Raw genomic sequence first — 18,866 nt, forward strand, 5'->3', positions numbered from 1 at the left:
TAGTAGTAATTGTAAAAGGAGCTGTTTTTGAATGAAAGTATCAAATGTTGTGAAAACCGCCGTAAAATTAGCACCTATTGTTATTCCTATCGTGAAAAAAGTAATGGCTGCAAAAAAAGGGACAACACCTACAGCCACCCCTCGAAAAAAATAAACAGCAGGCGTATTCCCTTGTTTTGGAAATACGCCTTTTATTTATTTCACTTCAAAGTGGGTTTGACTATGTCCATTCAATGTTTTTTCTACATGTAAGACCGCTGGCATCGCCGATTTTAATTCAGGCACATGAGAAATCACGCCAATCATACGACCAGAATCCTGTAAAGCAATTAATGTATCAATTGCTTTATTCAAAGATTCCTCATCAAGCGAGCCAAAGCCCTCATCAATAAACATGGTTTCAATATGAATATTCCCTTGGAAGCTTTGAATGACATCTGCCATTCCTAAAGCAAGACTTAAGGAAGCATTAAATTTTTCGCCACCGGATAATGTTTTCACATCACGTAATTGATCCGTATAGGCATCATATACATCAAGCCCAAGCCCACTTTGCTTCGCATGCTTTTCTAGTCTATCAGAACGTCTAAGCTCAAATTGACCATTTGATAAGTGATAAAGACGAATATTAGCGGCATCGGTAATTTGGTCTAAGTAATTAATTTGAATGTATCGCTCAAAGGACAGCTTTTTCGAATTTTGTCCGTTTAATAATCCATAGAGTTCCTTTACTCGACCAGCTTCTTGTTCAAGTAACTGAAGCTCTCTCGCTGTTTCTTCCACTTTTTTTATAAAGCCCTGGCATGCTTGTGCAAAACCATTCATCTGTTGCAAACGTTTAAATGCTTCCTCATACGCTGTACGAAGTTGTTCTACTTTTGCTTCCATCACCACTAAATCTTGCTTCTCTTTCCCTTGAAGATACATAGCCCCTTCAGTTATTTGGATTTTCAGGGTATGTACCTGTAAAGCATAGTCACTGCATACTTTGCGAAGCGCCTCCAATTGGCTCGCACTCCGTTTGGCAGCTGCGTATTCCTCATAGCTGTCAAAGCCGATTTCCTGCATGCTTGCTGAAAATTGCTGCCGCTTTTCATTCATTTTGAGTTGTAATTCCTCAAAAGATTGTTTGGCGATTTCTACAGTTAGTTTTGCATTACTTGTCGCTTCTTTTACGACATGCAAATTTTCTTGACTCTCTTGCCATGTTTTTTGCAAATCCATTTTCTGTTTACTAACATCCGTAAGTTGTTGCTTTAATTGCTGTAATGTTGGTAAATTGGCTGGCATCTGCTTGAGCTGTTCTTCTACAACCGCTTGTAATCTTGTCCATTCTTTCATGTGCTCAGCTAAATATTGCTCTAATTCCATCTGTTTATTTCTAAGCTGCTCTATTCTATCACGTTGATGCTTTAGCTTTAATCGCATATCTGCTAGTTGATGATGGACAACTTTTAAGCTCGCAATCTCTTGCTCCGTCTTGTGTAAAGTAGCGATGAGCTGTGCTTGGTCTTCTTGTTTAATATGCTGTGCTTCTAGCTGCTGATATGTATCTTGAAGAAGCTGTTGCGTAGATGACAAAAGTGCTGCCTTCTCTAGATACATACGCTCGTCTGAAGAAGCCTTCACTCTTAACGTTTCCACTTGAGCAAGTTCAATAACTTCCAGTTGCTCTTTATGTGTTTTCTCGTGAGTCATACTGCCACAAACAGGGCAGGGCTCCCCTTCCTTTAGCTGTTCCGCTAAAATACTAGCCTGACTTGTCAGCCACCGTTGCTGCAATAATAGAAGGGCCTTTTTACTTTCTTGATAGTGAATGTCTGAGGCAGCTACGTCCTGCTGTGCTAACTCTACGGCACTTTTATATTTCTCAGCTTGTTTGACTAAAGCTACCTGTTCGCGTAGTTTCGGTAACTGTTCTAAGTAGCTTTCATATGGCTCAACCTGTTTTTCATAGCCTTCCATCGTTTGAGAAAATTGCTGCAATTGCTCTTGTTCTTTTTCCAATAACGTCAGGTTATCAGCCACCGCCATTTTTGCTGTTTCAACATATTGCTCAGCTATTTGCAGCTGCTGCACGTTGTTTTCATAGGCCTCGAATTTAGGTAATGACGCTAATAATTGCAATTCCTGCTGCAAAATTTGTTGACGCTCAGGCTCTTTCGCCTCTTCTACCCTATATTTTTCTTGGGCTCGCTGCAGTTGCTCTTCTGTTTGCTGATGCTTAACTTGTGCTTGCTGAAAAGCTTGTTCCTTTACATTAAGTTCAGCACGTAAATCAATGCATTGTTGTTCAAGTAGCATAAGTCGCTCTGCTTGTTCTGCTAAAACAATCTCCTGCTCCTTCGCTCTGTATACGTCTTGCTCTTGTAACAGCATTTGTAGTCGCTGCTGTCGATTCGCTTGCTCATCAAATTGCTCATTCAGTGTTTTAGCTAATCGATAATATTCTTGTTCTTTTTGATGAAGGCTATAAGCTTCTTCATATTGTAGCTGTTCATCCTCAATACATTTTGTATAGTAAATAATCTCCTCATCAAGTGCCTGCTTTAGTTGATGTAAATTTTCCGTTTTGTCAGCAATTAATGTGAATAACGCTGATGAACGTTGTGGTAAGACACCGTCAATTTGACCAAGTAAATGTTCTTTTAATTGTTTGGCACGTTGTAGATCACTCTCTGCCTCTTTTCGTTTAGCATCAAGCTTTTTCGTCATGACACCAAAGCGGTCTGTTTTAAAGATTTTCCGCAAAATAACTTCTTTGTTTGTAGAATCTGAGGTTAATAGCTTGCGAAATTCACCTTGAGGTAGCATCACAATTTGGCTAAATTGATCTTTTGTGAGACCTATTATTTCCTGCAATTTTTTATCGACTTCAAGCGTTTGCTGCTTCTCTACAATGCTATAATCAAGCTTTCCCTCTTTTACTTCAGCTAACTCTATTTTCTTCCCAGTAATCGTTTTATTTTTTTCTTTAATATGACCGGGCTGTCGTATTATTTGATAGACCCTTCCATGCATTTCAAACATGAGCTCTACAGCTGTATAAATATCATCATGAGCAAAGCCACTTCGCAGTAAAGCCGTATCCTGACGATCCTCACCACTGCCTGATCCGTAAAGGGCATAACAAATGGCATCAAAAATGGTTGTTTTTCCAGCACCGGTTTTACCAGAAATAGCAAACAATCGATGTTCCCCTAGTTCTTGAAAATCAATTACTTCAGTGTCTTTATAGGGACCAAATGCAGTAATCGTTAACTTTAATGGCTTCATTTTACTGTCTCTCGCTCCTCATCTAATAATTCCTGTAACATCTCTGTGAAAAGGCGTTCCGTATCTTCATCTGGCTGAATACCGATAATATCGGTAAAGAAAGAACGGAATAAATCAATATCCTCTAGTTTTTCCGTTTCTACAACTTGTAGCTCACGCGACACCTCTTGTCGTAATACCTTACGTTCCACATGCATAGCGTGCGGAAACACACTGCGAATGCGTTCCATCGGCGAAGACACCGAAGTTGTATCCGTCAATCTGACAAATACATAATCATCACTTGGTGTGAGCTTTAATAAATCCTCTAATTGACCTTCTACTACTCGTAAATCTCTTCTTGGCACAAGCTTTCTTTTAGTTACTGTGCTATTACCATGCTCATCTAAATCAATGATTAAAAAGCCTTTTTCATGTAAATGCTCAGATAACGAATATTTTAATGGAGAGCCTGCATAGCGAATGGTTTCATTTAAGACAAAATGTGCCTTATGTAGATGCCCAAGTGCTGTATAATGAAAGGGTTTAAATAAAGCTGCACTCACACAATCTGAGCCTCCTATGGAAAGCGGTCGCTCTGAATCACTTGTATTCGCTTCTTCCTCACCATACTTCGTTACAAAAGCATGTCCAACAAAAACATGACGTTTGCTTGAATCCATGTCTGGCGTGATATACTCAATTATTTTTTGCATGGCATCTTGATGAGAGCGGATTGCCTCTTCTTCAAAGATGCTGCGAATAGAAGCCGGCTCTGCATACGGTACAAGATGGAAATGCACTTCGCCATGCTCATCATTCAAAACAATAGGTGCATGATTTTTTGTAAATTGACCCTTGATATATAAACCGCTATCACTCATTAAACGACTACCGAAATTCAGTCGACCTGCACTATCATGATTTCCCGCCACCGCTAAAACAGGAATCTTCTTCTCTAATACAATTTTCGCTACTACATCATTTAGTAAATTGACTGCCTCTATAGGAGGCATCGAACGGTCATATAGATCACCTGCTATGACAATTACATCTGGTTTTTCCTCATCTATCGCTTGTATAAATTGTTCGAGAATATACTGTTGATCTTCTGTCATATAGACACCTTGAACAAGTTTTCCTAAGTGCCAATCTGCTGTATGAAATATTTTCATTGTTGTACCTCCTAGTCTTCTTTCTATTTTAGCATGACTATTGCCTCTCTAGTGCTCTCTAGCAGTTTAGTAGTTCTATCCAATATTGGCTTTCATAGAAAAAAAGCATCTTATTGGGTAAGATGCCTTTGCTAACGATTATTTAGATGTTTTTGATAAAAGCTTGATAACCTGGGAATCCCTGAATAACGTAAGCAACACGAGCAGGCTGTTGTTGTGTCACTTTCTCTTTCCGGGGCTTCGCTGATGATTGTTGCTTGACAATTTCCTCAAATGACAAAGGATTTGCCTTAGGTAATTCTGATGAAGAAATCTGTAAAGCATCACTACCACTATAAGCCTGTAAAAATGAGTTAGCCATTTGACGATAGCCTTCAGCATTCGGGTGGACGTCAGCACTATTTGGTAAATAGCTTGTTCCATTCAATCCAAAGGCATCATAGACATCTACATAAACTGCTCCTGCATGCTCTGCCTGTTGCTGTAAAATCGCATTTAATTTAACTAGCTGTGCATTGGTTCCTTCTTTTTGCGACGGATGGACAGTTGGATAGGCAAAATAATAGCCCATGACATATACCTTTGCTTTTGGTGCACGTTCTACTAACTCATCTAAAATCGTTGTCATATTTTTTCTCGCCAAGTTTAAAGCGTAATCTGTCTGCAACTGTGAAAAAGCTAAAGTTCCAGCACTTGGGTTCACCTGAACAAGACGCAATAAATCATTGGCACCTGCTGACACCGTAATCAGTGTGGCGTTTGCTAATAAATGTTGCGCTTCCTCCGATTGAATTCGGTCTAACACATTCGCTGTTGTAAAGCCTGGAAAAGCGAGCTCTTTTGTATAAAACGATAATTGTCCAATCGAACTTAATTTCATGGCAATTAAATCACTATACCCTACATCAATTTCTTGATAAGGTGTTTGACCTGCAGCTAATGAATCTCCAATCGCCACGTAGCTTTCCGTTTGAGCAAAAGCAGATGAAGTCCAATATGTCATGGATAATATCGTCACACCGATTAAGCTCCATAATCGTCTCATCTGCTCTCCTCCTTTTCTTTTTGACTAAAGATTAAAAAGCCCAGCTACCCTTACGGAAAATAGGCTCTACCGTACCATCTGGTAAAATACCATCAATGTCCATTTCTCCGCTGCCAATCATAAAATCTTCGTGTGTCACAGAAATATTAGCTCCTAATGCTTCAAGCTGACCATTTTCTAAGTCTCTACCACCTTCTAAGCAAGTCGGATATGCTTCACCAATAGCTAAATGGTTTGAAGCATTTTCATCGAATAATGTATTGAAATATAAAATCTCTGACGCTGAAATAGGTGATTCGTGAGGGACAAGTGCTACTTCACCTAAATAGCTTGAGCCTTCATCCACTTGAATTAGTTCTTGTAATAAATCATGACCAACTTCAGCCTCTGCCTTAATAATTTTGCCCTCTTCAAATGTTAATTTAAAGCCATCAATCATATTGCCTTGATAAACTAATGGCTTTGAATTACTGACATAACCGTTTACACCTTGCTTCATTGGAAGAGTATACACTTCTTCAGTTGGCATATTGGCAACAAAGACATTATCCTCTGGCGTTTTACTGCCACCCGTAACCCATTTATGTTGTGGTGCTAAAGCAATTGTTAAATCTGTACCCGGTGCTGTATAGTGAAGCTTTGCATACTTTTTATTATTTAGAAGCTGTGCACGCGATTCTAAATTGGCTATATGCTGACGCCAATTGTCCACTGCATTGCCTTCCCCAATATGCACTGTTTTAAAGATTGCCTCCCATAAGGCAGGTACTTGCTGCTCTTCTGTTAAATGGGGGAATACCTTTGCTGCCCATTTAGGTGAAGGGACCGCAACAATGGACCAAGCAATTAAATCCTTCATGACGGCATTACGATAATTTTTCAATGCTGCACCAGATACTTTTTGGTGGGTTGCTAATCTGTCTGCCGGAATGCCTGTCAAATTATCAGGATCTGCTGCATCAATCCATAATAGAGCCCCTTTACGTTCAATAAGCTCATCACGCATTTTTACGACCCATTCAGGGAAGCGACTAAACTCCTCGTCAGAAGCATGTTCAAAATAGGCACGATCCATTTCGTCATCTGAAAAATTCACATGTACACGTCCTGCGCCAGCCTTATAAGCCTCTTTAACAACTAAACGAACAAAATCCAAAGCATCTACCGATGTATTGACTAATAGGTACTGACCTGGTTGGATGTTGACACCCACTTTTACCGCAAGCTCTGCATATGCCTGTAATTTTTCTTCAAACGTCATATTAATTCCCTCGCTTTTGTCCAATTGTTTTAGAATTACCTTCCATCAGCTTGCCATCATGCCATATTTTTTGCACAGGCTTGCCTGGTACTTCCCTTGTCCACTTTTTATACGTTTTTTCATCATGATACGATAATAACGTTAATACTTCACCATCTGCGCCCGCACGACCTGTACGACCTGAACGATGTAAATACTGCTCAATTGTTCGTGGTACATCAACATGAATAACATGTGTTAAACCAGCAATATCTAAACCACGAGCCGCAATATCTGTGGCAATTAAAATACGGGCATCTCCTTTACGGAATGCATCTAACGCTTTTTTTCGTTCTTCTTTTTTCATGTCGGAATGAAGAGTGACAATTGGTGCTGAGCGGTACTGCAGTTTTGTTTCCTTCATTAATAATTGATCGATATTATTGACAAAAGCTAGTGCTCTTAAGCCTTCTGTATGTGAGAGTCGACGTAGGAAATCTGTTTTATCACGTTCTTCTACTTTCACAAACGAATGTACTACTTTACCGACCTTTAACATATCCTCAGGTTTAATTTTAAAACGTAAAGGTTCAAACATCATACGACTTGCTACTAATTCAATTTCCTCCGTTATCGTAGCCGAAACAACAACGACTTGTCGGCCAAAAGCCGAGCCTTCGATAAAGGATTTGACGACAACACGGTATTCACGACTCAGTAATTGATCGCACTCATCTAAAATAACCGTTTCAATTTCTTTTAGTTTTAATTTCCCTGCCCGTGCTAATTCATTTAAACGACCAGGTGTGCCAACGACAATCGTTGGTTTTTTCTTTAGCTTTTCAATTTGACGAGCAGAATTGGCACCACCAATCAGTTGTTGAACTGTAATATCTGTGCCTGCCGTCCATTCACGGATAACTTCTACAATCTGCATCGCAAGCTCTTGTGAAGGAGCTACAATCAGTCCTTGTGTTTGCTTTTTTGCCCCATTCACTTTATTCAATAATGGTAAAACATACGCTAATGTTTTACCTGATCCTGTTGGCGATTCCGCTACAATATCTTTGCCTTCAAGCATAGCTGGTATCATTTCATCTTGAATTTTCATGGGTGTTTCAAAATTCCATTTTGCTTGTATTTCTTCTTTTAATAAATTAATGACTGACATGTTATTTCCCACCTTCTATCTACTTGACACTAGTTTAACACACTCCGCCGTTTCCTACTTTATATGTACGAAGCTATTGTCCAATCGTTTCAGGAAACCATTGATTCCTTCCATAAAAAATCTGCCTAACCCAACACGGAAAAAAGTAAGCTTGACCACAACTCTTTAAAGACTTGTAGCTTACCCGTGAAAAGCAAGCAGATCCTTTTCAATTTATTTAACGACTAATCGACTAGCTCATAGCCACAAGCCAAAATGGCACATTCAGCTAAAACGATTAATGAATCAATATAAATTTCATTTAATTTCAAATCCCTATTAACAATAGATAGCTCTGTACAGCCTAAGACAATGCGGTCACAATTTAATGCTAGCATCGCCTCTTCTATTGGTTGCCAATCCTCCAACGTAACATCCTTGCCAGCCTTGACATAATCATAAATGATGGTCATCACATAGGCTCTCATCTCATTATCTGGAACAACTGGTGTAATGCCATATTCCTCTAAGGCTTCCTGGTACATACGTGATGTTAATGTTCCTGTTGTTGCCAAAATTCCAACACGCTCTGCTCCTAAATCAGCAGCACGCTTCGCCGTTTCACGAATCATATTCAATACAGGAATGGGAGAGCCCTCATCAATTTCATGATAGAACGTATGGGCTGTATTGCATGGGATTGCAATCATATTTGCCCCTACAGAAGCTAACTTTTTAGCATCCTCAATGATGACTGGAACTGGATTATCCTTTTTATTATCTAAAATAAAAGCCGTACGGTCAGGAATATTTGTATCATTATCAATGATCGTATGCAAATGCTCCTGATCCTTTTGTGCCTTCGTACGTCTTACAATCATTTCTCCAATAAACATTGTTGCAAGTGGCCCTACGCCACCGATAATACCTAAAGTTTGTTTTTTCATATATTTGACAGACCTTTGTTATTAAAATATTTCTTATATTTGCGATAAAAGCTTAAATTATCAAGCGTAACGTTCAACCAACGTTTCGCATTCATATCCTTATAACTAAAAATAGAATCTGTAGCCATCCCTTGGCGAATCAAACTTTTCGCTTCAATGACTAACTGTTCATTTTGTACATATTTGAAAAGTACACCATTTGGTACAATGGTCCAAAGATGCTTGTTTTGCACGTATGTTAGCGACTGTTTACTACCTCGAACATAATCATCCGCCACATACTGCATGAAGTTATAGCCACTGGCTGTCACATAATAATTGGAAAGTTCATTATGTAATTCAATACTCAACAATTTATATTGACCATCACGATCATCATATTTCATATCAAATGTAGCATAGCCTTGGAATTGTATGGCTTCAAGGAACGTCTTTACATTGTCCATTAATTCCTGATGATAGGTTGTCATGATGGCTACATAACGACCAATCCCTTCTGGAGAATGCTCTTCTAAAATGGGATTACCCACCGCAAGAAGTTTTGCCTTGCCATCCTGCCCTATATAGGCATTAACAACAAGCATATTCGCATCTTCCCCTGGAATATATTGTTGAATCATAAGATCATCTCGATAGGCCGATTCCTTATAAATAGCATGGAATATACTGTCCTTTTCATCCTTATCATACGCAATATATACTTTTTTCTTACCAGGAAAAATACATGTAGCATATTTTGTCATATTCATGGGCTTTATGACAATTGGATACTCAAATGGCATGTCGTAGTCCTCGTAATCATTCACCGTGCAGACATGCATGGCAGGAAATTGAAAACCATATTGTGCACAAAGCTCATACATCTTTTCACGAGTTAATAACTGCTGAGCAAGTGTGGCATCTACATAAGGAATAATGAAATCCTCTGCTAATTCCGCTTTATGTTCTATTATTTTTTTGACATAAAATTCATCACAGGCTAGTAGCAGTAATTTTTTATCAACGAATTCCTGCGCAATAGCCTGAAGTGCCGTAACAAATCGTTCGTCTATATGAAGTCTCGGTACCTCACGAAAAGTCAGTAAATCACTTTGATGAATTTTTTCCATATTCGTATGGTTTAATGCAAGTGGCTTCACACCATAGGCTTCGTAAAATGCTCTGGCCATGCCATAAGCATTCATCTCATCCCCAAGTAAAACCGGTAAAAAAGCGTGCTCAATGGCCATTCTACTCAACTCACTTCTGCTTTTTTATTAGTGTAACATACTAAAGATTTATGGCTAATTTATTTATGAATAGCTACGGCTTGCTGATCTAATTCCCGATAACTTTTGAAAAATTGATCGACATTGTATGTAACATAACCTTTTAATGGATCCATTACTACTACTTTATCCCCTAAATGCCCTGTCAAGACAACTGCATGTAAGTTCATATAGGCTTCATGTGATGTTGTCTCACCTTCAAAAATCCAGCCTCTATTTGCATTTCGTTTAGGTGACGATAAATCAAGCGTCACCCATGTTACAACAGGAACCCCCTCGCGAACAAGCTGTAAAATCTCGTCCTGTGAGGCCTTACTCATATTTGACACGCGTAAATCAGCTTGTTTATCTGCAATGACTGCCTCTGCCGCCTTAACAATGGGTTCAGCAAAAACATACATACCATGAGCTTTATCACGCGGATTCCCTGCAAAAGCCTCATGTGGATTTGGCCCAAAACGTTGGTTGTTTACAGTACGTATATTTTGCTTTGGTAAATAGTTATCAGCCATTTCAAGCTTTGAAACATTCATTCCAAAATAATTTAAGACAGCTGTGAGTGATGTTATTTCACAGCCATGTGGAAGCTCTGGCTTTTGCATGACAACAGGTACATCTAATTCTTGCTCGTCTCTAGAGAAGTGTGTTTGCAATCGATAGTATGGCTTCGTTGTATCATACGTAAAATTCTCGATTGTTGTATATCCATCGTTTGTTGTACTATTTTCCAGTGTTGTTGCTGCAATGGTATATTCTCGCCCTGCCTTGAGCTTCGCGAATACGGCTTCTCCCTCTTCTGAACCAATCGCTTCCTCTACTACATCACCTGTTTGTACATCTGTTACTGTGACATAGAGATTGGGGATAGGTGCCCCGCTATTAAATTCTACCGTTAAAACAGTTAATGGATTTTTTTGTTCTGCTTCTTGCTGTGAAAATGGCTGACAGCTCGAAAGTAACATAATAATCAAAATGCCTATAAGTAAAAGGCGTTTATACCCCGTCCACAAGACAAATTCCGCTCCTATTCTAATTGGAAGAGTAATCCCTTCGCCATTCTATTTATTCAATTTGTCGTAGACTCTATTATACGATACTTTTATAATCGTTCCTATTTTATCTTATTTCAGGACATAATTTTTTGTATGGAAAGCGAAGCGGCAGGTACACAGAAACTTGCGAGTAAGCTTGAAAAAACTGGCTAACAATTATGCCTATGCATCGTGGATAGTACTTAAATCGTCGTCACTTTAGGTCGTAATGTATGCTTTAACACCTTACCTGAAGCATTGCGCGGCAGTTCTACTAAAAATGCAATTTCATACGGTACTTTATATTTGGCAAGTCTTGTTTGGCAGTAAGATAATATTGCCTTTTCATCGAGTGACTGCCCTTCCTTTAATACAATAAATGCTTTTGGCACCTCTCCATATACTTCATGTGGTAATCCTATCACTGCTGCCTCTAAAATTTCTGGCATTTGATATAGCACTTCTTCCACTTCAATCGGGTAAATATTTTCCCCTCCACGGATGATCATATCTTTTTTCCGATCTACAATATATAAATAACCTTCCTCATCAAAGCGTCCTAAATCTCCTGAATAGAGCCAGCCATCTCTTATCGTTCTAGCTGTTTCCTCTGGATTGCGCAAATAACCTTTCATTACTTGTGGCCCTTTAACACAAATTTCGCCAACCTCGCCAGCTGGTACTGACTTTCCTTCACTATCAACCACGCATACCTCCGTCTGAGCTAATGGCTTCCCAACAGAGCCAATTTTCGTTAATGCATCCCTATCTAATAAAGAGGTAGCTGCAGGTGAATTTTCGGTTTGACCATAGAGATTTTGAACCTTTACATTTGAAAATGCCTCTTTCACTTGCTTTACGAGCTCATAAGGCATTGGAGCAGCCCCGTAACATAATAAACGTAAATGATGAAAGCTATGTTCCTTAAATCCAGGCGTATTTAAAATGATGGTATACATGGATGGAACACCAAAGAAAATAGTCGCTTCAGTTGCGGCAATTTGCGCTAACGTTTTTGTTGGTGAAAATGCTTCTTCGATAACAACTGTTCCTCCTTGATAGAACATTGGCATAGCAAAGACGTGCAGGCCAGCACAATGGAATAAAGGTGTACAAATAAACATCTTGTCCTTGCTAGACATTTTCATTGAAGAAGACCAAATATCGGCAGTAGCCAAGATATTTTGATGTGTTAGCATGACGCCCTTTGGTTTACCTGTTGTCCCAGAAGTATACATGACCACTGCTGTATCATGGGCCTCTAATTGTACAAGCTTTCTTTCACATCCCTCATTTTCAAAAATGTTTCTCATTTCTTTAAATCCAATCGTATGTTGGAATGTATAGGCAACATCCTCCAATGCTTCTGCTAGCCTTTCATCATAAATGAGACCCTTTGCTTGTGAATGATTAAAAATAAAATCAACCTCAGGTGCTGCTAATTTAGTGTTAATAGGCATCACAATAAAACCTGCTAGTTGGACACCTAAATAAGCGATTAAAAACAAATCTGAATTGAGCGTATATAATGCAATCACATCATCTTTTTCAAAATCCTGTTCTTGTAGGTATGCTGCAAATCTTTCTACACGTTGATAAAAATCGCGATAGCTCAACTTTTTTCCATCATACAAGGTTGCAATTGCATTCGGTTGTTGCACAGCATAGTTTTCAAGAATATCTGTCATGTACATCGTCATTATAAACCCTCCAAAAATTCATTTTTTAATGCTGGATAGTGTCTGAAACTATGAAACTACTAAAAATTCAGAAAATTATGATTATATTTTAACAAGCAATGCGTTTCATGGCAATTTTTCTACACATTCAAAATATGAAGTAGAAGTAACGAAATATTCTTAGACGTTTTACTTTTCTATCAATTTCTATTGGGTGTATGATATTTGTACGATTATTTTTAGGAAAGGCCGGATTGACATGCTTTATGCACTTTTAGGAGATTTACATTCTAATATAGAAGATACTAAAGCTGTTCTAGCTCATATTCAACAAACAGCAGAGGAAGCAAAAATCATTGGTTTAGGTGATTTATATGAATGCACCGTCAGTAAGAAAAAAGCGCAAACCTTATCTGGCTTACCTTTACAAAAGGCAGCCATAGTAGAAAGCGAATTTGAAGAATTACTAACCTTCCCCTCTATAAGAGGTAATCAAGAGGAACGCATTACGCAGGTCACTGGCATCGAACGTTTTCAGGCTTTACCTGAGACGATAGAGATAGATGGTGCGACACTAATACACGGACATCAATTTAAATGGAGTGTAAGCTGGCAGCCAACATTCCTTCCTTTTCATAAGCCACTGTTTTTCTTTGGTCATAGTCATGAATCAGGCCTTTATCATCAGCAAAAGAAACTACCCATTCGTATTCGCTATGGCCAACCAATTGCCTTACAAAATAAACAGTATGGTGTCAATGTTGGTTCTGTTGTCGACCACCGTGAATGGTGTCTTTATGATAGCACACAGCGCACCGTAACATTTATGTGTGTCCCATCTATTGATTCGTCAATAGAAATATAAAAAAAGAGCAAGCTAATCCCAGCATTAGCTTGCTCTCAAATTTTTAGTGAATATATTGTTTTTTCCCGTTCAATAAAATTTCCTTTAAGGCCTTTAGTTTTTCAATTACAATATATGATTCTTCTGTAATTTCCTTCAGATATTTTTCAGCCTCCCCTTTATTGCCTATATTATATTCTCGTACCGCCTTTTTAGCTATATCATGGACATGAATAAATGGTTGTTCTAACTCTACATAGACACGCTCTTCGCCTAGTAGCTTTTTCCCTGTACCATAATACCATTCACCAAGGCGCGACTCCTGTGGTGAGCCAACATCCTGCTCTGTCATTGTTTCAAAGCCAAGCAGTAGATTATAGATTTTCCAGCGCCATAATAAATGGTCTGTAATAGCTAATTCAATAATATCCTCCTGACTAATAATAAAATTTTTAGAAATTGTTGTTGATCGGTATCCGTCAATCATTTTACTTAACTTGTAGATAGCCGAGCCCATATCAAAAACGATGATCTTACTTTTTTGCATACTCTCCGTGATAGTATGGTTACGTTCAGAAATAGTTGTAGCAGATTGTGCTTGTACCTTTGTCGTTGTGGCAATTTCCTCAAAGCGAGCTCCTTGCTGCTGTAGACTTTTATTTATCTCTGCAAGCGTCTGTGAAATATGTAAGGTATCCGTGACGCCTTGATGTAAATCCTGTGAAAATTGAGTTGTTAGTGAACTAATATTATGCGTAATATGTAGTAGCTCCTGTATATCTGTATGTATAGATTTGACAGATGTACTTGTATCATCAGCAAGCTTTCGAACTTCCTCCGCAACAACTGCAAAGCCTTTACCCGCTTCTCCAGCACGAGCCGCCTCAATAGAAGCATTTAAAGCCAATAAATTTGTTTGATCTGCAATTCGCTTAATTAATTCCATCAGCTTCGCTACACTATTGACACGTTCCACTAAACGCTTTATATCCTCCTGCATGGATTTATGACCTTCATCGGTTGTTTGTAAAATGGATGATACTTGTTGTAACGATTCTAAATCCTGATTTAATTTTTTAAAGGCATGCTTTGTTTGGGCTGAAATATCACCAACAGATGCGGCGATTTCTTCAATACTCTCATCTAGCTCGTGCATCAATTGATCTGCTGCAACAATCTCCTGTTGCTGAATATCTTGAAATTCAATCAATTCCTTAATCGTATCTAACTGGGTATTATAAGTAATAATTTCACCTAAACCATTTACAACAGAGCCAGCCTGAATTTCAATATAGGTTTCTAAAATGATCTGTTGGTCGATCGTTACTAGACTATCATAAGACAATAGGACATCCAGCATTTTTTCTTGATCGCTTGATAGCTCTTTGACAATCAGCGGTATGATTAATTGGTTAATGAGCGTATAGGCAGAAATCATCCAGTTCGGCAGTACACCGATTCGGGCATGTACATAAGCGATTTTACGTCGTTTAAATACATAATCTAAATCTAATTCATCATCAAATAGGCTTATAAAATGTGAATCAAAAAGCCCTTTTAAACGCTCTACTGATGAATGCGTATTGATAACTTGGTTAAATTCTGGAATTTCCAATAAACGATCATAAAAATTGTCGAGTATCTGTTGGCGATTATTTTCATAGATTTTGCGTAAAAATCCAACAGATTCTCTTCTAATTCTAGATAAAGCAAGAAAATCTAACTTTTCTTTAAAGCGTTCATTAGCCTCAATATCTGAATTTTTCGCAGCTGAGAAATAATCATAATTTTGATTTATTTTCTTCCTTTTGAACATTGTTACCACTCCTTTTGTAATAAAGTAAATAAAAATTACCAATATTTTAAAACGAATTATAGATCTTTCTTCATTGCCTTCAACTAATAAAACATATCTATTTTACCAACAACACTAATACAAAAATAGATTTTCAAAAAATTCTTTACACCGTCTTATTCTTTTGTCCACTTTATTGACAATTTCTCATTTTCCCTGTTAAACACTATTTTTACACAGAAAAAACGCTAAAATCATGTCTGACTTTAGCGTTTTACATAAAGTGTTAGCATTCACAATCACAATTTTGTAAGCTATCCAGTAACTTTTCCATAACTTCTAGTTGCTCACAAAGCGTTTGAATCATACAACGTAAAATAGGGATTAATTCTTGGCAAATACAGAATCTCAGCACATTTTGTGCCAGACGGATACCACCCTGATGATGGACAATCATTTCTCGTAGATAATTGATATTAATGCTATTCGATACTGGTGGTGCACACATTGCATTGAACATAGCTTCTGTAATTTCTTTGTAAGCACACATATACTCGTATAATTCATACTCTGAATTTTGCACGACACAACATCGATTTTGTATCGCTTCAAGACTTTCAACCATTTCTGTGTGAGTTCGAATAATTTCTAATGCGAGATTTTGTACAGGGATATTCGTTGTATAGCGTAAAACGTTTTCGGACATTTGAATTGCTGCAACTTGATGAGGGATAATTTGCTTAATAAAATTTTCAGAAATACTACAAGTAATCGTTACATAGGTCATGCCCTGCATCATTTTTTTGAGGATGCGCTGATATTCCTCTAAATATGCCTTTGTTACATTACTGAGTTCAATTGGTTTAGCCATAAGACACACTCCTTTCAGAGTAATGTATGCCCGCTAGGTTGTTGTGCGATAGACAATTGTACCAATGACTCCATATTTACAGCCTCATTCATCGTAAAAATTATCCTCGTTCTTTCCTATATGTATCTAAGCATATTGGACAAATACATGTCCTTTGCTCCGTTTGCACTGCATTTAATAGCTTTTCTGGAAAGTGCACCGTCATACACCAGCACTCTTTTTCACCTTTTGCTACCCCACAATGATTTTCTCCCCCACATAATGGACAGCTCTCTTCTCCAGTTGACATGTTCCTGCACCTCCTTTACCTACCATTGTAAAATAAAAAAAGGAAGAGCATTTAATACTTACTCCTCCCACTACGCTTATTGTTGGTGCTTGTGTATATCTTGCTTTACTTCTTCTATATCCGTGTCACTATAAATGGCCGTCCCTTGCCCTCCACTTTTAGCTAACAATGCCTTTACCTCATTATAGGATAATCCTGCATCTGCATTTTTTTGTTTTACTTCATTAATATTTGTGCCCGCAGACGTAAAATGGGCTTCTTTTTCATGATTCATAGCATTTTTACCTCCTACAATTCATCTGGCTGCATTTCAATTAATTCATCGCCTTCTCTTTTCACTCGTTTATTGAGCTCCTCTACTGGAATGGCATCGACAGTCTGCATATCTTCATGCAAATCGAAAAGACTAATTGTATCTGATTCAACCATGTCAGGTTTGTCCTTGCTATTTAAATTCATAAACATTTTCTTTTCATGTGGTACTTTACTCATGTCCATTTCACTCCTTTCTCTATAATGTGTGTAAAGCTGGACAGATTATGTGTCACTCCCTTTTGCACCTTTATCCATTCGATGATATTCAGCTATTTGAATCACTCGTACATGCTTTGTGTGCAATTCAAGGTAAATGCCCCTACTATCCGTAAAGGAGATATATTGATCGCGTTCACTTTTCACTAATTTCTCTGCTTCTTGTTGTGATTCAATATCAATTACGCCCCAGCGTAATTGCCTTAGTGTTGAAAAACAAAACAGTCAATTGAAAGGAAGAAATGGATTTCCGTTGCAGGCTACTTGCTTTCCTGTGGGCGAGCGCCAAGCCGCTTCCTCCGCTACCGCTCCGTTTAGAGGCTTGCCTATCTCGCTATCCCACGGGAGTCAAGTAGCCTTCCACTCCAACCCACAAAAGTGTTACCTTTTTAGCAAAGTTTTCAAATAAAGTGAAGGTGTTCACTACTTTTTATGAAGAGGTGTTGTCACGCATCACTTCTCCATATTGAAAATAAGAGTTTATCCCCTCTAAGAATACAGATAATGGGCTATTTGATCGCTATGCTACTATGAAAAAAGTAAAGACACTTTGCAGAATGGTTGATTGGAGTGGAGCCAGCGTCACTCCTTGGGGATTTAGCGTCCCAGAGGAGACCCTGGAGCGAGCGTAAGTGAGTGAAGCGGCTCATCGGACGCCCCCTGGAAAGGGCGCTGGCGGAACGGAAATCAACCTCTCACCTTGCAAATTTGCTTTTTCTGCCGTTGACATCATCTTTTTTCAACAACATGTCAATTACGCCTCAGCATAATTGCGTCCAGATTTTTTCAAGTTTGCTCGAAAAGTTCCTCTTCAAAATCTGTGACATCTGCTAGGGCTTTTATTTTGATTCAGTTGGTGTTTGGACAAACACTAAATCAAAGAGAACAATTTATGCATTCATCTCATCACCAATAGAGGTGGGCGTTTTCTGCTGAATCAAGATAAATGAATCTTCGAACATAGTGCAATTCATCAAAAAAATACGTAATTTTAAATTCCTTCATTTTATATGCTCCTAGATCCTGCAATGCTATCGCTTATTTTATCCAGAAAGCTGAAATATCTTGCGTCCTTAAAATTACATAAATCATTTGAAGCATATAGTAAAATCATAAACCTTTGCAGAGGAGGGAATAATAATTGATTCATTCAGTTAAAGCTGGAGAAACACTGACTCAAATTGCTCAGGATTATCGTACTCCGTTGGCATCCATTATTGCTGCTAACCCAGGAATCCAGCCTGATCATCTTTTTATTGGTCAACAAATTGTCATCCCGGGCTTGCCAAATCCCGATACAATTCCTTACCGTATCGAAATATCTACCAATAATCGCTGGCTACGTTTATATAGAAATAATATCCTTCAAAAACAATACCCTATCGCAGTCGGACGCATGCTTCATGAAACACCAGTAGGCAGTTTTATTATCATCAATAAAGCTCCAAACCCTGGTGGTCCTTTTGGAACGATGTGGATGAGTCTCTCTAAAGAACATTATGGAATTCATGGCACAAATGATCCTAGCTCTATTGGGCATGCTGTTTCACATGGTTGTATTCGAATGCAAAATCAAGATGTTGAAGAGCTTGCCAGCATCGTCCCTATTGGTACAGAAGTAGTGATTCATCCCTAACGAAAGAGGCTATCTATAGTTGTAAACCAAAATAGATAGCCTCTTGTTATGTTTAATCCTGTTCGCTTGTCTGGGCAAATTGCATATCACCTTTTTTTGAGGGATAAAGT

Annotated in this window: 17 protein-coding genes; 3 read left to right on the forward strand and 14 right to left on the reverse strand. The window is 38.3% G+C overall.

Translation table 11 applies throughout. The features are described from left to right. Positions 1–31 precede the first annotated feature (31 nt). The gene (locus NV349_RS19815) at positions 32–154 is read left to right on the forward strand and encodes a hypothetical protein (protein ID WP_255358792.1); all 123 of its coding nucleotides are present in this window, start codon (positions 32–34) and stop codon (positions 152–154) included. A gap of 41 nt (positions 155–195) precedes the next feature. Here NV349_RS19815 and NV349_RS19820 read toward each other — a convergent pair whose 3' ends face one another. From NV349_RS19820 to NV349_RS19860, 9 genes are all read right to left on the reverse strand, one after another. Then, positions 196–3,276, reverse strand: a complete 3,081-nt coding sequence (locus tag NV349_RS19820; RefSeq protein ID WP_271911006.1) for an AAA family ATPase — start codon at positions 3,274–3,276, stop codon at positions 196–198. Beyond that, entirely contained in the window at positions 3,273–4,430 is a 1,158-nt protein-coding gene (locus tag NV349_RS19825; RefSeq protein WP_036123348.1) for an exonuclease SbcCD subunit D, read from the reverse strand. The genes NV349_RS19820 and NV349_RS19825 overlap by 4 nt, the downstream gene beginning before the upstream one ends. Positions 4,431–4,572: 142 nt before the next feature. Further along, the gene (locus NV349_RS19830) at positions 4,573–5,475 is read right to left on the reverse strand and encodes an SGNH/GDSL hydrolase family protein (protein ID WP_101966926.1); all 903 of its coding nucleotides are present in this window, start codon (positions 5,473–5,475) and stop codon (positions 4,573–4,575) included. A gap of 31 nt (positions 5,476–5,506) precedes the next feature. Then, positions 5,507–6,736, reverse strand: coding sequence for an aminopeptidase (locus tag NV349_RS19835; protein ID WP_036123355.1), 1,230 nt, complete (start codon positions 6,734–6,736; stop codon positions 5,507–5,509). 1 nt (position 6,737) lies between these two features. Continuing rightward, entirely contained in the window at positions 6,738–7,886 is a 1,149-nt protein-coding gene (locus tag NV349_RS19840; RefSeq protein WP_036123358.1) for a DEAD/DEAH box helicase, read from the reverse strand. A gap of 224 nt (positions 7,887–8,110) precedes the next feature. Next, positions 8,111–8,812, reverse strand: a complete 702-nt coding sequence (locus NV349_RS19845) for a cysteate racemase (RefSeq protein ID WP_036123362.1) — start codon at positions 8,810–8,812, stop codon at positions 8,111–8,113. After that, the gene (locus NV349_RS19850; protein WP_058843706.1) at positions 8,809–10,041 is read right to left on the reverse strand and encodes a carboxylate--amine ligase; all 1,233 of its coding nucleotides are present in this window, start codon (positions 10,039–10,041) and stop codon (positions 8,809–8,811) included. Before NV349_RS19850 ends, NV349_RS19845 begins: the two co-directional genes overlap by 4 nt. Positions 10,042–10,100: 59 nt before the next feature. Continuing rightward, a complete protein-coding gene (locus NV349_RS19855) occupies positions 10,101–11,090 on the reverse strand; it encodes a C39 family peptidase (RefSeq protein ID WP_089934607.1) in 990 nt (329 codons plus the stop codon). A gap of 224 nt (positions 11,091–11,314) precedes the next feature. Further along, positions 11,315–12,811, reverse strand: coding sequence for a class I adenylate-forming enzyme family protein (locus NV349_RS19860; RefSeq protein ID WP_089934608.1), 1,497 nt, complete (start codon positions 12,809–12,811; stop codon positions 11,315–11,317). Positions 12,812–13,049: 238 nt separating this feature from the next. Here NV349_RS19860 and NV349_RS19865 point away from each other — a divergent pair, with 238 nt between their 5' ends. Continuing rightward, on the forward strand, positions 13,050–13,655 hold the full coding sequence (locus NV349_RS19865) for a metallophosphoesterase family protein (RefSeq protein WP_058843707.1): 606 nt from the start codon (positions 13,050–13,052) through the stop codon (positions 13,653–13,655). A gap of 43 nt (positions 13,656–13,698) precedes the next feature. On the opposite strand, the gene NV349_RS19870 is transcribed toward NV349_RS19865, so the two are convergent. The 5 genes from NV349_RS19870 to NV349_RS19890 form a co-directional block, all read right to left on the reverse strand. Next, the gene (locus NV349_RS19870) at positions 13,699–15,450 is read right to left on the reverse strand and encodes a methyl-accepting chemotaxis protein (RefSeq protein WP_089934610.1); all 1,752 of its coding nucleotides are present in this window, start codon (positions 15,448–15,450) and stop codon (positions 13,699–13,701) included. Between the two features lie 265 nt (positions 15,451–15,715). Further along, positions 15,716–16,300 (reverse strand): DUF305 domain-containing protein, encoded by a 585-nt coding sequence (locus NV349_RS19875; RefSeq protein ID WP_036123376.1) that lies wholly within the window; start codon positions 16,298–16,300, stop codon positions 15,716–15,718. Positions 16,301–16,400: 100 nt separating this feature from the next. Then, complete coding sequence (locus tag NV349_RS19880) at positions 16,401–16,589, reverse strand: cysteine-rich CWC family protein (protein ID WP_036123379.1); 189 nt, start codon at positions 16,587–16,589, stop codon at positions 16,401–16,403. Between the two features lie 76 nt (positions 16,590–16,665). Further along, positions 16,666–16,863: a hypothetical protein gene (locus NV349_RS19885; protein WP_036123382.1), complete on the reverse strand. Its 198-nt coding sequence runs from the start codon at positions 16,861–16,863 to the stop codon at positions 16,666–16,668. 14 nt (positions 16,864–16,877) lie between these two features. After that, on the reverse strand, positions 16,878–17,087 hold the full coding sequence (locus NV349_RS19890) for a hypothetical protein (RefSeq protein WP_058843711.1): 210 nt from the start codon (positions 17,085–17,087) through the stop codon (positions 16,878–16,880). A 1,174-nt stretch (positions 17,088–18,261) separates the two neighbouring features. On the opposite strand from NV349_RS19890, the gene NV349_RS19895 reads away from it, so the two are divergent. After that, positions 18,262–18,756, forward strand: a complete 495-nt coding sequence (locus NV349_RS19895; RefSeq protein ID WP_036123389.1) for a L,D-transpeptidase family protein — start codon at positions 18,262–18,264, stop codon at positions 18,754–18,756. Positions 18,757–18,866 lie beyond the last annotated feature (110 nt).

The sequence above is a fragment of the Lysinibacillus sp. OF-1 genome (assembly GCF_028356935.1).
GTDB lineage: Bacteria > Bacillota > Bacilli > Bacillales_A > Planococcaceae > Lysinibacillus > Lysinibacillus fusiformis_D.